Source organism: Flexivirga alba (assembly GCF_042661025.1).
GTDB lineage: Bacteria > Actinomycetota > Actinomycetes > Actinomycetales > Dermatophilaceae > Flexivirga > Flexivirga alba.
Genome location: NZ_JBHSWH010000001.1, coordinates 1191791 through 1210470 on the forward strand (window position 1 = coordinate 1191791; position 18680 = coordinate 1210470).

11 protein-coding genes are annotated in these 18680 nt (G+C 69.1%); 8 read left to right on the top strand and 3 right to left on the bottom strand.

Annotated elements, in window-relative coordinates:
* Window positions 1–362 precede the first annotated feature (362 nt).
* The 3 genes from ACFQDH_RS05860 to ACFQDH_RS05870 all read left to right on the top strand — a co-directional run bounded on the left by ACFQDH_RS05860 (window position 363) and on the right by ACFQDH_RS05870 (window position 3709).
* Window positions 363–1376: a sensor histidine kinase gene (locus ACFQDH_RS05860; protein WP_382399358.1), complete on the top strand. Its 1014-nt coding sequence runs from the start codon at window positions 363–365 to the stop codon at window positions 1374–1376.
* The gene (locus ACFQDH_RS05865) at window positions 1373–2053 is read left to right on the top strand and encodes a response regulator (RefSeq protein WP_382399360.1); all 681 of its coding nucleotides are present in this window, start codon (window positions 1373–1375) and stop codon (window positions 2051–2053) included. Before ACFQDH_RS05860 ends, ACFQDH_RS05865 begins: the two co-directional genes overlap by 4 nt.
* Window positions 2054–2377: 324 nt before the next feature.
* Entirely contained in the window at window positions 2378–3709 is a 1332-nt protein-coding gene (locus ACFQDH_RS05870) for an HNH endonuclease (protein ID WP_382399362.1), read from the top strand.
* A 1-nt stretch (window position 3710) separates the two neighbouring features.
* On the opposite strand, the gene ACFQDH_RS05875 is transcribed toward ACFQDH_RS05870, so the two are convergent.
* Window positions 3711–5303, bottom strand: a complete 1593-nt coding sequence (locus ACFQDH_RS05875; RefSeq protein WP_382399364.1) for an amidohydrolase — start codon at window positions 5301–5303, stop codon at window positions 3711–3713.
* A gap of 99 nt (window positions 5304–5402) precedes the next feature.
* Between ACFQDH_RS05875 and ACFQDH_RS05880 the strand changes: the two genes are divergently transcribed.
* The 4 genes from ACFQDH_RS05880 (at window position 5403) to ACFQDH_RS05895 (ending at window position 10447) form a co-directional block, all read left to right on the top strand.
* On the top strand, window positions 5403–7565 hold the full coding sequence (locus tag ACFQDH_RS05880) for a sunset domain-containing protein (RefSeq protein ID WP_382399366.1): 2163 nt from the start codon (window positions 5403–5405) through the stop codon (window positions 7563–7565).
* A 76-nt stretch (window positions 7566–7641) separates the two neighbouring features.
* On the top strand, window positions 7642–8454 hold the full coding sequence (locus tag ACFQDH_RS05885; RefSeq protein WP_382399368.1) for a CPBP family intramembrane glutamic endopeptidase: 813 nt from the start codon (window positions 7642–7644) through the stop codon (window positions 8452–8454).
* Window positions 8451–9116 carry an ABC transporter ATP-binding protein gene (locus ACFQDH_RS05890; RefSeq protein ID WP_382399370.1) on the top strand — a complete coding sequence of 222 codons (666 nt, stop codon included), beginning with the start codon at window positions 8451–8453 and terminating at the stop codon, window positions 9114–9116. The genes ACFQDH_RS05885 and ACFQDH_RS05890 overlap by 4 nt, the downstream gene beginning before the upstream one ends.
* A complete protein-coding gene (locus ACFQDH_RS05895; protein ID WP_382399372.1) occupies window positions 9116–10447 on the top strand; it encodes a hypothetical protein in 1332 nt (443 codons plus the stop codon). The genes ACFQDH_RS05890 and ACFQDH_RS05895 overlap by 1 nt, the downstream gene beginning before the upstream one ends.
* Here the strand turns inward: ACFQDH_RS05895 and ACFQDH_RS05900 are convergent.
* Window positions 10440–13613 carry an MFS transporter gene (locus ACFQDH_RS05900; RefSeq protein WP_382399374.1) on the bottom strand — a complete coding sequence of 1058 codons (3174 nt, stop codon included), beginning with the start codon at window positions 13611–13613 and terminating at the stop codon, window positions 10440–10442. The genes ACFQDH_RS05895 and ACFQDH_RS05900 overlap by 8 nt on opposite strands.
* A 111-nt stretch (window positions 13614–13724) precedes the next feature.
* Here ACFQDH_RS05900 and ACFQDH_RS05905 point away from each other — a divergent pair, with 111 nt between their 5' ends.
* Window positions 13725–14672: a hypothetical protein gene (locus tag ACFQDH_RS05905; protein WP_382399376.1), complete on the top strand. Its 948-nt coding sequence runs from the start codon at window positions 13725–13727 to the stop codon at window positions 14670–14672.
* Here ACFQDH_RS05905 and ACFQDH_RS05910 read toward each other — a convergent pair whose 3' ends face one another.
* The gene (locus ACFQDH_RS05910; protein WP_382399378.1) at window positions 14673–18482 is read right to left on the bottom strand and encodes an adenylate/guanylate cyclase domain-containing protein; all 3810 of its coding nucleotides are present in this window, start codon (window positions 18480–18482) and stop codon (window positions 14673–14675) included.
* Window positions 18483–18680: the final 198 nt, after the last annotated feature.

Genomic DNA, 18680 nt, shown 5'->3' on the forward strand with positions numbered 1-18680 from the left:
GTTGTCCTCTTCCCTGAAGGGTGAGCCGACCCGTTCTCGGAGGCTCGGTGCCGGGCGGTTCGCCGGCGGTTCCCACGCTGCCGCGGCATACCCGATGGGCGCGTCTGCCCGTGGTGGGAACCACTGGTCACAGCGGTATGACGTCATACGACAGCGAGCTCCAACCGTGGGTGGAGGCGCATTCACCCGGAAGTGGACGCGCAGCGCTCGCAACGGGGTCACCATGGCGGAATGGACCGACCCGTCCGCCCTTCGCGCTTCGACTTGGCGCTCAGTGGCCTGCTCACGGTCGGCGCGATCGTCGAGGTGCTTTCCACCCCGCTCTCGCGCCGAAGGCAGCCGCCCTGACGGCCGAAGTGGTCATGACCGTGGCGCTGGCCTTTCGCCGGGTTCGTCCGCTGCCGGTGGTCGCGGTGGTCGCTGTCGCGGGGACGGTCGAGACTCTCTCCGGCGTCCCGCTGGACCAGGGGACGATAGTGCTGATCGCGCCGGTCATCGCCATGTTCACGGTGTGCACTTGGGCGTCGATCCGGACGGCGCTGGTGGCCGCGGCGGTCTTTCTGGCGGCCTTCGCCATCCAGACCTGGTCGTTCGGCGATGGCATCGGAAACTGGTTGTTCGGAGCGGTATTCGTCATCGCGACCCTCATCGCCGGTTTCACGATCCAGGCTCGGACCCGTGAGGCCGAGCGGCTGCGTGAGGCTGCGGTGCGGCACGAGACGCAACTGGAGCTAAGTGCACGAGACGCCGCGGACCGGGAGCGCACGCGCATCGCACGCGAGCTGCACGACGTCATCTCACACTCGGTGACGGTCATGGTCGTGCAGGCGGGCGCCGCCGAACGCGTGAGTATGGCGAATCCGCCCGCACAGGATGCGATGCGCACCGTCCAGCAAGTGGGCCGACAGGCGCTCGGCGAGCTGTCGGGTCTGCTCGGAGTGCTGCGGGACGGCGATGAATCCATCGGCCTCGGGCCGCAACCGGGCCTGGACGCGTTGCCGGAACTCTTCGACCGGTCGGCCGCCGCGGGCGTCACCGTCGATGCGGTGGTCGCCCCGGAGCTCGGCCGGCAGCTACCGGCCGGCCCGCAGCTGGCGACCTTCAGGATCCTGCAGGAGGCGCTCACGAACGTGCGGAAGCACTCGGCCGCGACGTCGGCCCGGGTCCAGTTGCAGCTGGACAGTGGCGCGTTGCGACTCAGCGTCGACGACGAGGGACCCGCGCGCGAAGAAGGACCTGCAGCTCCTGGCGGCGGGCTCGGCCTGCAGGGAGCGCGCGAGCGCGCCAAGGTGTATGGCGGCACCGTCGACGCCGGCCGCACCGCCAGCGGCGGGTTCCGCGTGCGGGCCGCCATACCGGTGCAGGAGCTGGAATGAACGAGGTGCTGCGCGTCGTCATCGCGGACGATCACGCGTTGGTGCGGGCGGGTTTCCGGATGATCCTGCAGAGCGAGCCGGGCATCGAGGTCGTCGCGGAGGCAGAGGACGGCGGCGAGGCGGTGGCGGCGTGTGCGCAGCACGCGCCGGACGTGGTGCTGATGGATCTGCGAATGCCTGGGATGGACGGGCTGGAAGCGACCCGGGCGTTGCATGCCGCCGGGTCGTCGGTGAAGGTGCTGGCACTGACGACGTTCGACACGGATCGCTACGTGTATGCCGCGCTGCGCGCCGGCGCCGCCGGGTTCCTGCTGAAGACCGCGCCGCCGGATCGCCTGGTCGACGCCGTGCGGCAGGTAGCGGCGGGTGACACGTTGCTCGCGCCGAGCATCACGCGGCGACTGATCGAGGAGTTCACCCGCCGTCCCCCGCCGGGCTCGGACCACACGACCGGCGCGCTCGCGGCACTCACCGCACGCGAGGTCGAGGTGCTGCGCGAAGTCGCGCACGGCCGATCGAATGCGCAGATCGCGCAACGGCTTTTCGTCTCCGAGGGCACAGTGAAGACCCACCTCAATCGGATCCTCGCCAAGCTCGGCGCGCGGGATCGTGCGCAGGCCGTGATCGCGGCATACGAGGCTGGTCTTGTGCGTCCGGGTGAGCGCGCGCCGGAGTGAAACGTCTGGACTGCGTCGAGTCCAACCAGCGACTGCGAGGCTTATACTGCGCTCGCGCGGATACCTCGAGGTCGGCCGTCGTGACTTCAATGGGCCATGGTTCAGCGTGACGTTGCTCGAGAAATCGCTGGCCTCGTCATCGACCTGAACGAACGCTGCCCGGATGCTCGGGCCGAGATAGTCCGGCGAAATCGGATCGATCGACACTCTGTCAACCGATCACGTCTGCTCTGTGCACAAGGACATGGTTTCGAAGGGGATGTGGATAACATTCGAATTCGAAAGCAGTTGTGCTGCAACAAAATTCGTGAAATACTCGAACACATGAACGACACACTGCAGGATGTGACCGAGACCCCTTCGGGTGCTCTCGACGCATCCGCGGTGCGCGCGTTCCATGACCGTCTTGACGGTGACGTAGCAGTCGACACCGATGACCTGCTCGCCGAGATCCGAGCGTGCGAGGAGTTGAAGAACGCACTCACCGCGCGACAGGCGCGGGTGGCGGTGGCCGTGCACGAGGACCAGCTGGCGCGTGATGTCCCCCGCGGCATCTCGAAGGCGGACACCGCCCGCGAGGTCGGCGCCAAAGTGGCTGTGGCGCGCCGATGCGCACCGCACCTGGGGTCGCGACTGCTCGGTCTCGCGCACGCAGTGACTGAGGAGATGCCACACACCCGCGACGCGCTGGCTGCCGGAGTCATCTCCGAGTGGGATGCCACCGCGTTGTGCCGCGAGACCGCGTGCCTGTCCCGGGAAGATCGGGCGGCGGTCGATGCCGCTGTGGCCGACCAGCTCGGCACGGTGAGCCATCGACAGCTGGAGAGCTCGGCCCGCGGACACGCTTACCGGCTCGATCCGGAGGCTGTCGCCGCGCGCCGAGCGCGTGCCGAGTCCGAGCGTCGGGTGACGCTGCGCCCGGCGCCGGACTGCATGACGCGGCTGACCGCATTCCTTCCTGTCAAGGACGGCGTGGCCTGCTTCGCCGCACTATCGGCATACGCGAATGCCCATGCGACACCTGAACATCCGCGTGGTCAGGTCATGGCCGACGCACTCGTCGAACGCGTCACCGGTCGCGCAGCCGCGGACGACCCGGACGTCGAAGTCAACCTCATGATGTCGCTGGACAGCCTTACTGGCGATGCGCCGGCATACGTCCCCGACTACGGTCCGATCCCCGCCGACCTGGCCCGCGAATGGGTGGGCGACCCCGAGCAGAAGATCAAGGTGCGGCGGCTGTTCACCTTCCCGGGCTCCGGCGACCTGGTCGGCATGGAGTCGCGGGCGCGCTGCTACACCGGCCTGCTCGCCAAATTCATCAAGCTGCGCGATCAGACCTGCCGAACCCCGTTCTGTTCAGCCCCGATTCGGCATATCGACCACATCACCCCGTATGCCGAAGGCGGCCCGACGACCGAGCGCAACGGCCAAGGTCTCTGCGAGCGATGCAACTACGGCAGGGAGCACCCTGACCACGAGGTGACCGGCGATGCGACCGAAACCACCACTGTCATCGGCGGACTCGTCGCCACGAGTCACCCACCGAGTCAACCAGGTATGCCGCCGCCGACCAGGTCGCACGTCGAGCGCACCCTGATCGACGTCACCTGGACCTATTACACCGTTCCGCCCGACGACGATCAGCCGGACTGAATCAGTCGCGCTGCCAACGGGTTTCGCCGCCCACGACAGTCTGCAGCACCTGGGTGTCGCGGATGCGCACCGGCTCGTCGGCCAGGATCGCCGGGTCGGTGATGTCGGTGTCGACGGCGATGAAGTCGGCGAGCATGCCGGGCGTGAGGGTGCCCTTGTGATCGGCGGAGCCGGTGAGCTTCGCCGGACCCGTCGTGTAACCGGCGATCGCCTCGGCCACCGTGACGCGCTCGCCGGGCTGGAAGCCACCCGCGGGAGTGTTGTCGGCGCGCTGCCGGGTCACTGCGGCGTGTATGCCGTGGAACGGATTCGCCTCCTCCACGGGCGCGTCGGACCCGAAAGCCAGGTCCGCACCGGAGTCGAGCACGCTGCGCCATCCGTAAGCGACCAGGTCGTGGTCCGGCAACAGGGTCCGAACCAGATCGATGTCGCTGGTGCAGTGGGTGGGCTGCATGGAGGCGGTGACGTCCCACCGCCGCAGGCGCGCCACGTCGCCGGGCTGAAGGAACTGCGCGTGCTCGATGCTCAGCGGGAGGCTGGTGCCGGTGTCGCGGCGGATCTGCTCGTAGACGTCCAGCACGACGTGGTTGGCCTGGTCGCCGATGGCGTGGGTCGCCACGGCGATGCCGGCCGTGACGGCGGCGTGCGCGGCGTCATACAGGTGCTGTGGGGTCATGACCGCCATACCGAGGTTGCTGGTGTCGTCGGCGAAGCCGCGGCTCATGTGACAGGTGCGCGAGCCCAGAGCGCCGTCGCTGAAGAGCTTGACCGGGCCGGTCCGCAGCCAGTCGTCGCCGTCGCCCGTATGACGCCCCTCGGCGATCGCGGTCTGCAGCGCTTCGATCGGGATGCCCTTCACGACGCGGATCGCGAGCTGGCCCATCCGGTGGAGGGCGAGGTATGCCGCCCGGGCCTCTTCGCCATTCAGGTCGGTCACGGTGGTCAGCCCGACCGACAGCAGCAGGGTCTGCGCAGCCAGCAGCATCTCGCCCAGGTCGCCGGCGGCAGGTCCGGCCGCGACCTCTCCGATCGGGTCTTGTGCCGTCTCGCGCAGGATGCCGGTGGGGTTGCCGTGCTGGTCGCGCACCGCCATACCGCCGGCCGGGTCCGGCCATTGCGCGTCGATGCCGGCCTGGCGCATCGCCTCAGAGTTGGCCCACATCGTGTGGCCGTCGATGCTGGACAGCGCAATCGGATGATCACCGCTGACGGAGTCGAGGTCCGCGGCGGTCGGCTGTACCCGCGTTTCCCACTTGTTGTGGTCCCACCGGCCGCCGAAGATCCAGCTCCCCGAGGGCAACAGCTCGGCGTGCTCGCGCACTCGATCGAGGGCCTCCTGCAGCGAGCGAGCCTCGCGCAGATCGACCGCGGCGAGGGACCGGGCAATGCCTGCGGTGTGGATGTGCGCATCGTGCATGCCCGGAAGCACGAGCACGCCCGGCAAATCGATTACCTCCGAGGGTGCGTGAGCGGTGGCGAGCTCGTCGGACTCGCCAATCGCGGCGATTCGGCCGTTTTCGACCAGGATCGCGGTCACGAATGGCCGGCCGGCATACCCAGTGAAGATGCGCGAGTGACGGAAGAGTATTGACACGACGGCCAGCTTAGGGAGGGATAGGAGAGGAATGGTGATCGGTGTCCGTGTCCGGACGCCGACATCTGTCGACGTTCTCCATGAAGGGAGTCGGTCAAAATGGTGTGGGTTTGGATCATTATTGCGATCATCATCATCGCGCTGATCATCTGGTTCTTGATGCGTGGGAGGAGCTCGAAGAGCGCTTCCGCTGAGCGGCAGGGGCAGGGCGGGCGACACGCGTCCGCTGAGGGCCGAACGAACACCGGAAGCACCGGGTCCGGAGCCAGCGGTACGGGATCCTCCGGTGCCGGCTCAACTGCCGCCGCGGGGACCGCGGCTGCGGCCGGCGCCGGCGCAGCGGATGTCGGCGCAGCGGGTGCTGCCGCCGGGAGCTCGAGTGATCGTGCCGATGCGTCGACAGACTCGGCGGCGACGACCGGTGGCGCTTCGGATCTCAGCAACACCGACACCTCCGCCAACTCCGGCGACAGTGCCGGTGCGACCGGAACGGCTGACACGTCCGGTGCTGACGCACCGACGAGTGCTCTGCCGGTGACAGATAGTGACCAGCCGGTCGGCTCTGGCGATGCCCACGATGCGCCCACCTCAGCCATGCCACTTGCGGGCGAGCCGAAGCACGGCACGAGCAGCGACTCGGCCCTGCCGGCCGACGGCTCTGACGAGTTCGACGACGTGCACGACGCCGTGGACACTGCACACTCGCCCACCGGCGAAACCGCCTCAGGCAGTGATGCGTCGACGGCCGGCCCGGGCGACGCGTCGACTGATCGCGGACCAGGCACCGACGAGCAGATCGCCCGCGAGAACGACGACCCGGCACCGCGCAGCGCCGACGCTCCGTCACAGAGCCCGGCCGCCGCAACTCGGCACAGTGACAACGAGATCCAGGGCACCCAGGTCCAGCACCCGGCGTCCGGCACCATCAGCCCGGAAGGTGCTGAGGGCGCGACAGGCACGTCATCGGCAACTGAGTCCTCAGTGACCGACTCGTCAGCGACCGACTCCGTAGGTGACAACACATCCGGCACCGGGAGCGACGCGACATCCGCTGCGGACGACGACAAGCTGCCGTTCGGCGACAGTACGGCTGGATCCACGGATTCGGCTGCGAGCCAGCCGAGTTCGCTGTCCGGGTCGACCTCGGAGACGGTGGGCGCGGGTGACGCGCAAACGGTCGGCGACGCGCAGACAGTGGGCGGCGCCACTGGGGCGGGCTCCACGCCCGCTGACGGTGCCGCTGCGGCTGCTGCACCAGCGGACGCAGCTCCCTCGCACGCAGCACCGGTGGCCGGTTCGGCCGCGAGCACAGCACCCGCGGACAGCGGGACGCCCACGGCGGCGAGTCCGGGACAGAGCGCCGGCTACTCCGTCGACTCGGCTTCCCGCGGAACGTCCGCCGACGCCTCGGCCTCGGGCAAGGACCCGATGACCGAACGCTTCGGTGACGGTGCCGCTTCGGCGAAGCCGGACGGTTCCGCACCGGCCGGTTACCCGATCAAGGGCAACGCCGACTCGATGCTCTTCCACACCGAGGACAGCCCGCGGTATGCCGCGACGAAGCCCGAGGTCTGGTTCCGCGACGAGGCAGCGGCGACGTCCGCCGGGTTCGCCCACTGGGACCGTGACAAGCGCGGCAAGGCACCGGCAGGCTCGGGCTCCGCGTCCGCGGCAGGCACTGCGTCCGCGCCGGCCTCGACGTCCGCGGCGGGTACTCCCTCCGCAGCAGACTCCGGCTCGGGCACGGCGTCCGACTCGGCGCCGTCCGACTCGGCACAGTCCGGCTCCGGACCTGACTCCACATCGGGCGCATCGTCTGCATCCGGTGGCACGTCATACACCGTCGGTACCAGCCACACCGGGCCGGCAGTCACGGGCCTGACCGGAACCGCAGCCACGGGTCACACGGCCGACGCCGCGTCGTCGGGCAGTGCCGCCTCGGCCAGCACACCGTCGGACACCGCACCGTCGGACAGCACCGCTGCAACCGGTGCCGCTGGTTTGTCGGGCGCCACTGCGGCACCGGCGCAGGCCGCCGGGCACGACCCGATGCAGGACCAGTTCGGTCCGGGCGCTGCGTCGCCTCGCGAGGACGGGAGTGCACCGTCGGACCACCACAAGATCAAAGGCAACGCCGACTCGATGCTCTTCCACACCGAGGACAGTCCGCATTACTCGCGGACGGTCGCGGAGGTGTGGTTCACCGACGAGGAGGCAGCGAAGGCAGCCGGATTCAAGCACTGGGACCACCGCCAGCGGTAGTCCTAACCTGATCGACACCACCCGAGCCTGGGCGACGCACCTGCGTCGACCCAGGCTCGGGTGGTTATATGGCCGGGTGACGGCCCTGACGCGTGAACTCCGCACGCTGTGGCGCGGACCGCTCACGGTGCCGGAGTCGAAGCTCCCGCCGCGCACCCTCGTCACCGAGACCGTCCTGGTCCTGCTGCTCAGCCTGGGCGCGTCGGCGATCTACTCGATCCTGTCGATCATCCGTGATCTGCAGTCGCACGTCGCGCTCAATCAGCAGACCTCGTCGCTGAACAACTCGCAGGCCACCCAGTCGTGGCTGGACCTGACCTACCAGCTGGTCGGGGTCGCGCTCGGCGTCGTGCCGGCGCTGCTCGCCATACACCTGCTCGGGCGCGAGATACGGCGGTCGACGACCTATCTCGGCATCGACAAGGCGCGCCCCGCCCGCGACTTCGCGTGGGGCCTCGGACTGGCGGCGCTGATCGGCATACCCGGCCTCGTGCTGTATGTCGTGGCGCGCGACCTCGGCTTCAACACGACCGTGGTCGCCGCCGATCTCGGCAGCAACTGGTGGGCGACCCCCGTGCTGTTGCTTTCGGCGTTGCAGAACGCGATCGTCGAAGAAGTGGTGATGGTCGGCTACCTCTTCACCCGCTGGAGTCAGGCAGGCTGGCCGTTGCCGGTCGTGATCGTCTGCTCGGCGGTCATCCGCGGCAGCTACCACCTCTACCAAGGTTTCGGCGGCTTCGCCGGCAACATCGTGATGGGGCTGATCCTCGGCACCGTCTATCTACGCACCAGGAGAATTCTTCCGTTGATCATCACCCACGCGATCCTGGACTCGGTCGCCTTCGTCGGTTACGCGCTCCTGCACAACCACGTGGGGTGGCTGTCATGAGCGGAAAGATAGCTACCGCACCGAAATTCGAGCGGATCAAGATCGACAAGGTCACCTGTGTGCAGGGTGAGGTCACCATGCTGCCGCCGACGTCCATGACCGTGAAGGCCGGGGAGAACATCGCCATCCTCGGCCCGAACGGCGCCGGCAAGACCACCTTCCTGCGGGTACTCACCGGGAACCTGGCGCCGACCAGCGGCAGCGTGATGATGGACGGCCAGCCGATCGACGAGCGCGACCAGGCGACCCGTCGGGTCATCGCGCCGCTGATCGGCCCGGTCGCGGGCTATCGCGACCTGACGGTGGCCGACCACCTGATCCTGATCGACCAGACCTGGGGTGGTGATCGCGACGGCGCCGGCGAGCGCATCGCGGCGATCCTGAACCGGCTCGACATACTCCGCTTCGGCAACCGCTTCCTGTCCGAACTGTCCTCGGGTCAAAGGCAACTCGTCGAACTCGCGATGGTGTTGCTGCGCCCCTCCGCCCTGCTGGTGCTGGACGAGCCCGAGCAGCGACTCGACGAGGACCGCCGGGCACTGCTCGGTGAGGTGTTGCGCGAGCGGGTCGCCAGCGGCGGGTCGGTCGTGTGGGTCTGCCACGACAGGGAGCTGGCCAAGTCGACCGCGACCAGGACCGTCAGCTTTCCGAAGGGCGCCTGATGGCGCGCGGCGGCACCCCAGAGGAACGCGAACGCCTCTCGGACGCTTACGAATTGCGCTACCGCGGTGAGGGCGGACCGATGGGTTCGGCGCTCTTCGGCGCCTACCTGGCCGCTCTGGTCGGCACCGTCTACGGGTCGGTCCTTGCGCACTACGTCTTCCAGGAATGGCCGCAGATCCTGCACTGGGTCGAGAGGCAACCGGTTGCGGCCACCGGCATCGCAGTCCTGGCCGTGCTGCTCGTCGCCGCGGTGGCGTTCAAGGTCGGCGGTGCACGCGGGCCGGTGCTGCCGGAGCCGGGTCACATCGAGTTCGTGGTCGCCACCGACCTGCCGCGGCGCGTAACGCTGCGCGACGCCTGGTGGGGCAGCCAGCTGATGGTCATCACATCCTGCCTGTGCCTGGGCGCCGCGATCCCGATCGGTTACACGATGGCCGGCGGTTCGGCCGTGGCGCTCGCGGTCGGTGTGGTGCTCGGTCTGCTCGGCGGCATCGTCATCGTGCAGGCGTGGCTGCGCGGTCAGGTGCGTGGTCATGCACCGCTCACCGGTATGGCGAGCTGGCCGCTGGTCGAGGCACTGCCGGGACACAAGCTGCTGACCCAGTCGCTGCTGTCCGAAGCGGTGACCTCTTCGCTGATCGTGTCTGACACGCGGCGCGCTCGCGCTCAGGCGTTCTCGCTGAAGCTGCGGCACAAGCCGGAGCGGATCCGGATCGCCGGTCCGCACCTGACGGTCATCCTCGCCGACGTCACCGGCCTGCTGCGGACCGGTTGGTCGTCCCTCGGCTGGGTGGTCCTCGAAATGGTGGCCGTGGCGCTGGCCGGGCTCAACGCGGTCCAGCACGCGAATTCCCCACTGCTGCTGCCGATCCTGGTGGTCGTCACGCACATCGGCGCGACCGGACTGACCCGTGGGCTGCAGGGGCAGGCCGCTGCTGCCGGCGACCAGTCGCTGCTCGGCCTGACCTGGATCCACGAGTCGGTGCTGCACCTGGCGCCGCTCGTCGTGGCGCAATTCGTCATCGCGACCGTCGTCGGCCTGGTCACGGGTTCGGGTGGCTCGGCTGCGGCATACGCCGTCGCGATCGTGGCTCTGGTCGCCGGCGGGCAACTGCTCTACGCGCACAAGGGGCCGGCGCCGGGCGCGCTGATGTCCGGCCCCGGCCGCGGCGCGGGCCTGCTGTGGTCGATGCACCCTGGCATCGTGGTGCTGGCCGGCGGTTTCGCGGCCACGCTCAGCACGAACTTCGCGCTGATCGCCGGAGCGGCCGTGCTCGCGATCGGATATGCCCGCAGCTCAGCGGCTTTCGCGCCCGCCCGGGTCAGCTGACCGAGGAGAGGTCGCCACCGGTCTGCTCGAGCAGGTCTCGAGCGGCGGCGCGGCCGGACTCGACCATCCGGTCGAACTGGTGGAACTCCAGGAGCCCGACGCCCATGGAGTGCGGGGTGAGGACCCACGCACCGAGCCGCGCCGCGTCGGCGGGTGTGCCGCCGCCGATCATCAGCGTCCGCAGCAATGTCTCGCCCAGCGGCGGGACGCGGACCAGTCGAGCGGGCTGTCCCGCCACCGGCGTGCGCCGCTCGCCGCCCATCGAGACGCCGACCGCGATGATCGGGCCTTCGTTGCGTTCGGTCAGGGTGTCAACCGGGAGGTTGTTCAGCACTCCGCCGTCCACCAGCAGCCGGCCGTCCCGGGCGATCGGCGGCAACAGAACGGGCAATTGCGAGGACGCGCCGATCGCGTCGGCCATCGACCCACTGCGGTGCACCACCGAGGTGCGCGTGAGCAGATCTGTGCTCACGCAGCGGAACCCGCGCGGGAGTTGCTCGATCCGTAGGTCGCGATAGGTCCGCTGCAGCGCCCGGTGCACGCGTGCCCCACGCGCGAGCGACGTGCGTGGCAAGTGGTAGTCGCTCAGCATGCTCTCCCGGACGAACCCCCGGTATGCCGTGTCGCTCACCTCGTCCGCAGTCGCACCCGTGGCGTACATGCCAGCGAGGACCGCACCCATGCTGGTGCCGGCCAGCCGATCGACCCGGACTCCCGCGGCCTCCAGTTCGAGCAGCACGCCGATCTGGGACAGCGCACGCGCACCGCCGCCGCCGAAGGCGAGCCCAACTGCTTCGCCGGACAGTCGGTCGGCCAGGCCCTGTATGCCGGCCGGCACGACCCATCCCGCGATCTCTTGGTCGGTGAGGTCGCTGACACGCCACGGGTCGACAGCCTGCAACCAGGCGTCGCGCCGCGCCGTCGCCCTCCCGACGAGGACGAGTTCGGGCCGGGCGTGCATCGGCAGTGCAGCGGCCGGCGGTGAGTCGGCCGTGCGCCCGACCAGCACCACCACGTCGGCCTCGCGGGAGCATTGCGCAGCGCATTCCGCGTCCTGGGTGGAGCTGACGACGATGACCAACTGGTTGTCCGACTCGGCGCGATCGATCTCCGCACGACCGCTTCGACCCGGAAGCAACGCGACCCGAAGGCGCCGGCCGACGGCTGCGTGCAGCACGGTGGCAACCGCATCGGCGGGAGCGCCGGGCCCGGCACCGATGACCGCGACAAGACCGGGTCGGGATGCGGTGCGCGTGACTGGAGGGCGGGCGTCCGCGAGCTGGGTCGCCAGCACCGTCACCAGCGCCGACAGAGCGGTCGGATCATGCGCAATCGTGTTGTCCATCAACGCTTTCGAGATCTCGAGGACTTCACAATCGCGCCGAGCGCGAATGGACGCGGAGCGCCGGCCGCCGGTGAGCAGCGCCAGCTCCCCGATGACTGCTCCAGGCCCCAGCTCGCGCACCACTTGGTCCCCGACGATCACTTCCGCACGTCCGGTGAGCAGGACGTACATCCGGTCTGCAGCGTCCCCGTGACTCAGTAGCCAGTCTCCGGCGGACACCGTCCGCCGCGGGGCGGCCGCATTTAGCTGCGCCCGGGTGGCCTCGGGCAGTCGGCGGAAGAGCGAGTGCTCCTCCGGTGGGAGGTCCCGGCTCAGCACGACCGAGGACGTGTCCGGCTCCCGCACCCGAGAAGGCCCCGCCGCGGTCGCCGTTACATCACCTGCGTGATGCCGAATCGGTCCGAGGCACAGGGTGATCACCGCTCCGGCAGCGAAGCAGAGGATGCTGATCGTCCAGCCGTCCCGTAGGTCCTGCACCACGGTCAGCGCCGTCGGCGTACCCAGGATCGCCACGAGCAGCGCGACCCCGATGGTGCCGCCGACCTGCCGGGTGCTGGAGATGACCGCCGACGCGGTGCCGAACTTGTCGCCGGGCTGGGTGACCAGGGTGGCGGAGGCAAGCAGCGGCAGGGTGGCGCCGACGCCGACACCGCTGATGAGCTGGCCGGGAAGCCACTCGGCCAGGAAGGCCGGTGATGTGCCGACCGCTTCGACATACCAGACGTAAGCCAGCACCCAGACGACGAAGCCGGCCGCGATCACCCACCGATAACCGAGACGTTCCGCGACAGGTTCGAGCAGTCCTGCAGTCGCCGCCGCGACGACCGCGCCGGGCACCAGCGCCAACCCGGACTCGAGCACGGTGTAGTGCCAAACATATTGCAACCACAGGACATTCGTCAGCATGTAGGCGAAGAACCCGACACCGGCGATGAGAGTGGCGACGTTGGCGACCAGGAATGGGCGGTCGCGCATCATCGCCAGGTCCAGCACCGGCACAGGGTGCCGCGCGGAGCTGAGCACGAAGCCGACGAAGAGGAGCACCGCACCAACCGCGACGGCCCACACCTTGATGCTGGAGCCGCCCCATTCGGAGCCTTTGATGATCAGCGTGTTGGCCAGTGCGAGCGCACCCGTCAGGAGCAGCGCACCTCGTATGTCGGGTAGCCGGCGCCGCCCCGGTGCCCGGCTGTCAACCAAGTGCCGACGGCCCAGTAACCAGGCGACGACACCGAGCGGAACGTTCACCCAGAAGGCCCAGCGCCACCCGCCTGCCTCGACCAGGGCGCCGCCGATAGGCGGGCCGAGCCCTGCTGCCACCGCAGCGGCAGCCGACCACAACCCGACCGCCCGAGCTCGCTTCGCGACCGGGAAGCCGTCAATGACGACGGCGAGGGACGCGGGCACGAGCATGGCCGCGCCGAGCGCCTGGACCACACGGGCCGCGACCAGGACCTCCACGGACGGGGCGAGCGCACAGATCGCCGAGCACAGCGTGAAGAGGAGGACGCCCAGCAGGTAGAGGCGGCGGCGTCCGATCAGGTCGCCCAGCCGGCCGAAGATGATCAGAAACGCCGCGAAGATGATGTTGTAGGCGTTGAGTACCCACGAGATGGTGCCGATGGACGCGGACCCGAACGAATCACGGATGCTGGGAAACGCGACATTGACGATCGTGACGTCGAGGAACGCCAGCAGTGCGCCGCCGGAAGCCACCAGCAGGACAGTTCGCTGTGGGATGCGCGCCCGGCGTGGCGGCGTCAGTCGTGGGAGCTCGCCGGACGAGTCGTCCTGTGTCTCAACGTCATACCGCAGGGCCATCACCGCAGCATGTAGGAGCCGCGGGTGCGAAACCTCAGTGAGTTCACGGATCTTTTTTCGTCGCGAGACGGCGACGCTGGGAGGCATGCTTGTCCGATCCCTAGGAGCCGCATGATGTTTCAGTACTTCCCGAGTCGCGCCCTGCGGGCGCGCGTCGTCCTCGCCATACTCTCGGCGCTCGCCATGGTCGGCGTTTTCGTGGCGCCCGTCCCCGCCTCCGCGGCACCGCCCCCGACCGCCACGCTCAGCGTGAGCGCATCGACCGACCCGGTGCTCCTGAGCGCGTTGAACGGCGCACCGGGCGCGTCCATCCCCACCGTGCTCACGGCGGTGAATGTGCAGTTCGAGGCCACGGTGTCGCTCTCGGCCGCGCAGAACAAGGACACGATTGTCGCGCTCTCGCCGAAGAGCAGTGTCGGCCGGCTGAGCACCACCCAGGTCGTCATCCCTGCCAACACCACCAGCGTGTCAGTGGACGAGAGGTACGACACTGCGACGTCGGCGTTGCAGATCCACGCCGTGGCCACCAACAGCAACAAGATCGCGAGTGGCAACTCGGCCGCCTTCCGGGTCGAGTCCTCGCTCAGTGTCGTCGCGGGTGGAAGCTCCGCCCTCACGGCAGGGGCGGACGGTGCCGGCTGCACCACGGTCGGCCCGGCCAACCCGATCTGCGGCATCGTCGACCTGCCGAACGGCACCACCACGAGCGCTGTGATGACCATCGGGCCGTGCATCGCGGGGACCCCGCACTGCCAAAGCGGCAACATGGTGACCCAGTTCATCGCCGGCATGACCGGCCTCTACACCCGTGACAACCCGGCGCGCATGACGCTCGTCTGCGACAAGTCGCTGTGCGGCAAGGGCGGCGTTCCGCACTACACCGCGCAGTGGGCCCAGTCGGCGACGGACGCGCTGACGGCCGCACCTGCCTGCCCGAGCAAGGGCGTCATCGGTGCCGATCAGGACTTCTGCACCGACTACGTCTCGAGCACCCGCGACAACGCCGGCGACCTGCTGCTGGTCGTGCTCTTCGCCAAGGACGTGCGCGGCACGATCTGATCAGCCGGACGCTGACTCGCCGGGTCCTGTCGGTGAAACACCCAGGGTCGACAGGACCCGGTGCGACTCGTTGCGCAGATCAGTGTCGCGGGTCGCGTCGGCCAGGGCGAGTCGAAGCAACGCGGGCTCGAAACCACCGAAATCGCCTGTGTCCTGGTCCAGTCCGGCCAGGGCAGCCGCCGCGGCCTCCTCCCGGAGCCCCTGTGTCACCAGGGCATGCGCGCGAATCCGGTGGAGTCTGGCCAGGGTATCGGCGGCTCTGGCCTCTGCCGCTTTGAACGCATCGTCCAGCAGCGCGTGAGCGTCGGCCGGCCGTCCCGCGTCCAACAGCGCTTCGGCCCGGGCCGCGTCGAGCAGGATGACCTCGGTCGTCAGGTGCAAACCGTCGAGCACCGCGCGGGCCTGGTCGAAGAGGCTCCAGGCCTCCGCGTGGTCGCCGACACCCGCACGGGCCCGGGCTTGCTCGCGATAGGTCAGTCCGATCAGCTCCTCGTCGTCGACCCCGAGCGCCAGTCGCAGTGCCGCGTCCAGGACGGGTAGTGCGTCCGTATGGCGGCGTTGCGTGACGAGCACGTCGGCACGGTTGTAGAGCGCGGTCGCCTCGTTGGCGTCGTCACCGAGTCGCCTGAAACTGCCTGCCACCCGGGCGAATCCGTCGACGGCCTCGTCCCACCGACCGGTGTTGTAGGCGTCGATCGCGAGGTTGTTCACCGTCAGAGCCTGCCCGCTCAGGTCGTCCAGCTGCTCGTAGAGCGAGAGTGCGAGCTGACCGTAGGGCCGGTCCTCGGAGACGGTCGAGGCGCCATACGCCAGGTGCAGGGCGTTGTAGGCGTGCGCGAGCACCGTCCGGTCGCCGGACTCCTCCGCCCACTGGACGCCGAGGCGCCCCCACCGCAGCGCTTCGGTCGTCCGGTGCTGCAAGTGGCGGCAGAACCCGTAACGGATGGCGAGCGTCGCGCGAACTCCAGCGGCAGCCGGCCCGCCCACTCCTTCGAGCAGCTTCATGGCACGGGTCAGCTGTGCGAGCGCCGGACGATAACGACCCAGCCGCAACGTGATTCGCGCTTCCTTGTAGAGAACCTCGGCGGTCGCGACCACGTCCGTGCGCAGGTCCCGGCGCGCCCGGCGCAGCGCGGTGTGTGCACCGGCGGAGTCCCCGACCATGTCGAGGCATTCGCCGAGTGAGACGTATACCGCGGAGCGTTCCGCGGGCGACGTTCCCGAGCGGTTCGCGCCGGCATCCAACGCACGGGCATAGAAGGCCGCTGCCTGTCCGTAGGCGTACTTCGCCCGCGCTTCGTCGCCGGCCCGCAGTGAGTAGGTCCAGGCCTTGTCCGCCATACCGGCGGCGTGGAAGTGCAGGCTCAACAGCGCCGGCGTGGCGACGGCGCGATCTGGTGACTGCTCGAGCGCGACAGCCACCTGCTCGTGCGCCTCGCGACGCAGCCGGAACGGCAGCCCGGCATACGCGACGTCCCGCACCATCGCGTGCCGGAACTCCACGAGTCCGGCCTCGACCGGGCGGACGAATTCGGCCAGCCGGTGCGGCAATTCGTCTGCCCGCGCCAGCTCGGGGTGCAGTTTCGAGAGAAGGGCAGGATCGAAACGGGTGCCAAGGACCGCGGCCACCCGGAGCAGGGTTCGGTCCGCTGGGGTGAGCCGGTCGATGTCGGCGATCAGGACCGCCTCGACCGAGTCCGGCAGTTCCTCCTCGGTCGCCGCGGGAGAGCTGGCCATCGAACCCAGCGAGGTCAGGAAGAGCGGGTTGCCATCGGCGCGCTCGGCCATCGCTTCCAGCAGGCGCCGGCTCGGACGCCTCGTGCCGGACACCGACTCCAGCAGCTCCAGGGCCGCCTCCGGCGACACCGCGGCGAGCGCAACGCGCAGGTCGGAAGGAGCCTCCAGGACCGGCTCGTAGCCGATCGGGACGTACCGACGGGTCACCATGAAACACCACGGCTGCCGGTGGCTTTCGTCGGCGAGCCGGTGCAGCAGCGCACTGGATGCTTCGTCCATCAGGTGGGTGTCCTCGAAGACCAGCAGCGTCGGGCCGGGCAGCAGGGCGGTGAGCAGGGCGACCGTTACCTCCTCGATGCGGCCTCGCCGGAACTTGGGATCCAGCTCCCGGACCTCACGGGTCGGGGTCAGGTCCAGGTCCAGGGGTATGCCGAGCAGCGGCAACCATGGCAGCAGCTCGGGCGCCTTGCTCTGGACGCGGCTCGCGAGGCGCAGGGCGATCGCCTCCGGGGTGTCATGTGCATGGACCCTGAGTACGGACCGAAGCAGCGTGCGCACTGCGATGTAGGGCATGCCCGTGTCGTAGCTGCTGACCGTCGTGACGTGGTTCGTCATACCGTCCGGCACCGCCAGCTCGGCGACCAGCCGGGACTTGCCGATGCCCGGCTCACCGACCACGTCGACGACCGACCCCCGTCGTCCCATCGCAGCGGCGAGTGCCCCACTCAGCGTTGCCAATTCGTCCGCACGACCGACGAACGGCGCCTCGACCTGAGCCACGTGCCGGTCCAACACGCTGTGGACGACGACGGCGTGGACGGGGTCGCGTTTGCCCTTGACGGTGAACGGCGCCAGAGCGTCCGAGACGAGCTCGGCGTCACAGGCGGCGACCGCCGCCTCGGTGGCCACGACCTGGCCCGCCGCCGCATGGCCGAGCAACCGTGCGGCGAGGTTCACCGCATCGCCCTTGATCGAATACGTCCGGCGTGTGGCGGGACCGAAATCTCCCGCGAAGACATGCCCGGTGTTGACCCCGACCCGCACCCCGATCTCGCCGCGATGAGCGGTGATCTCAGTGGCCGTGCGCAGCATTCGCTCGAGGTGGTGACCGGTGCTGTGTGGTGCTCCAGAAGTCAGCATGATCTTGCCGCCATCCGCAGCGATGTCCGACTCGAAGAAGGTCACGCCGTGCTCGAGGCAGGCTCGTTGCACCGTCGAGACGACCTGATCGACCGCATCCGCGGCAGCGTCCGGACCACCCTCGCGCAACAAGCGGTCGGTTCCGAGGAACTGCACGAAACCGACTGCTATCGAACGATGTTCGGGCTCCATCGCCATCTCCTGCACGTGCGCACGAATGGCAGGTGGCAGCGTGTCCGCGATCGGCGCGCTCGGGACTGACCGCATCTCGGGACTCGTGCCGGACACCGCGGGGCAGGACCGCAGCAACCAGGCAGCGGAGTCCTCGACTCGCACGGCACCACCCAGCGCGCTCGCCGGCAACAGGGCGGCCGCTGCGGTGCTCAGCAGGATCTGGCCGGCGCCGCAGGCCTGCTCCACCGCCGCCAGGTGACTGGATTCCGTTCCGGCGACAAGGATCTCGCGGTGACTTGCCGGGTCGCCGACGAAGAAAATGTCGAACTCGCCGCTGTGCAGCCCGATCGACATACGCAACGGAGCCGGCACGGGCAGTGCTCCACTGGAAACGAGTGCTCGCAGCTCGGCCCGCATCCGGTACGCCGCGTGAGCGGCCCAGCAGGCGTGGGACTGCCCCCGGAACAGGAGCAGCACTGCATCGCCGCCCCACTTGAGCAGATCTGCGCCGTCCTCGAAGGCCGGAGCGAGCAACGTCCCGAAGGTGAGATCCAGTGTGTCGCTCATCAACTCGGCGCCGACCTTGCCCCGGCGAGCGAGCCGCTCGGTCAGCGACGTGAAGCCGGAGATGTCGGCGAAGACCATCGTGCCGTCCAGCAGGCGATGCCGCAGGTCAGGGCGATCGGTGAGCCATTCGGACGCCAGCCGGGGCACGAACGGCCGCAGCGCCGTTGCGTACCGGTCGGATTCGTGGGACACGGGTAGTCACCCCTCACTAAACTTCGTAGATTGCAGCGAGCTGAGAGGTGGTGTCGTCAGCATGCTGGGAGCGACCCGCCAGACGGCCCCGCCTGATCCGCCACGACATCTCTTCCTGGGTCGCGAGCAGGAACTCGCGTCGTTGCTCTCCGCGCTCGGTGGCACGTCGTCGACCGGCCGATTCATCGCGGTGCTCGG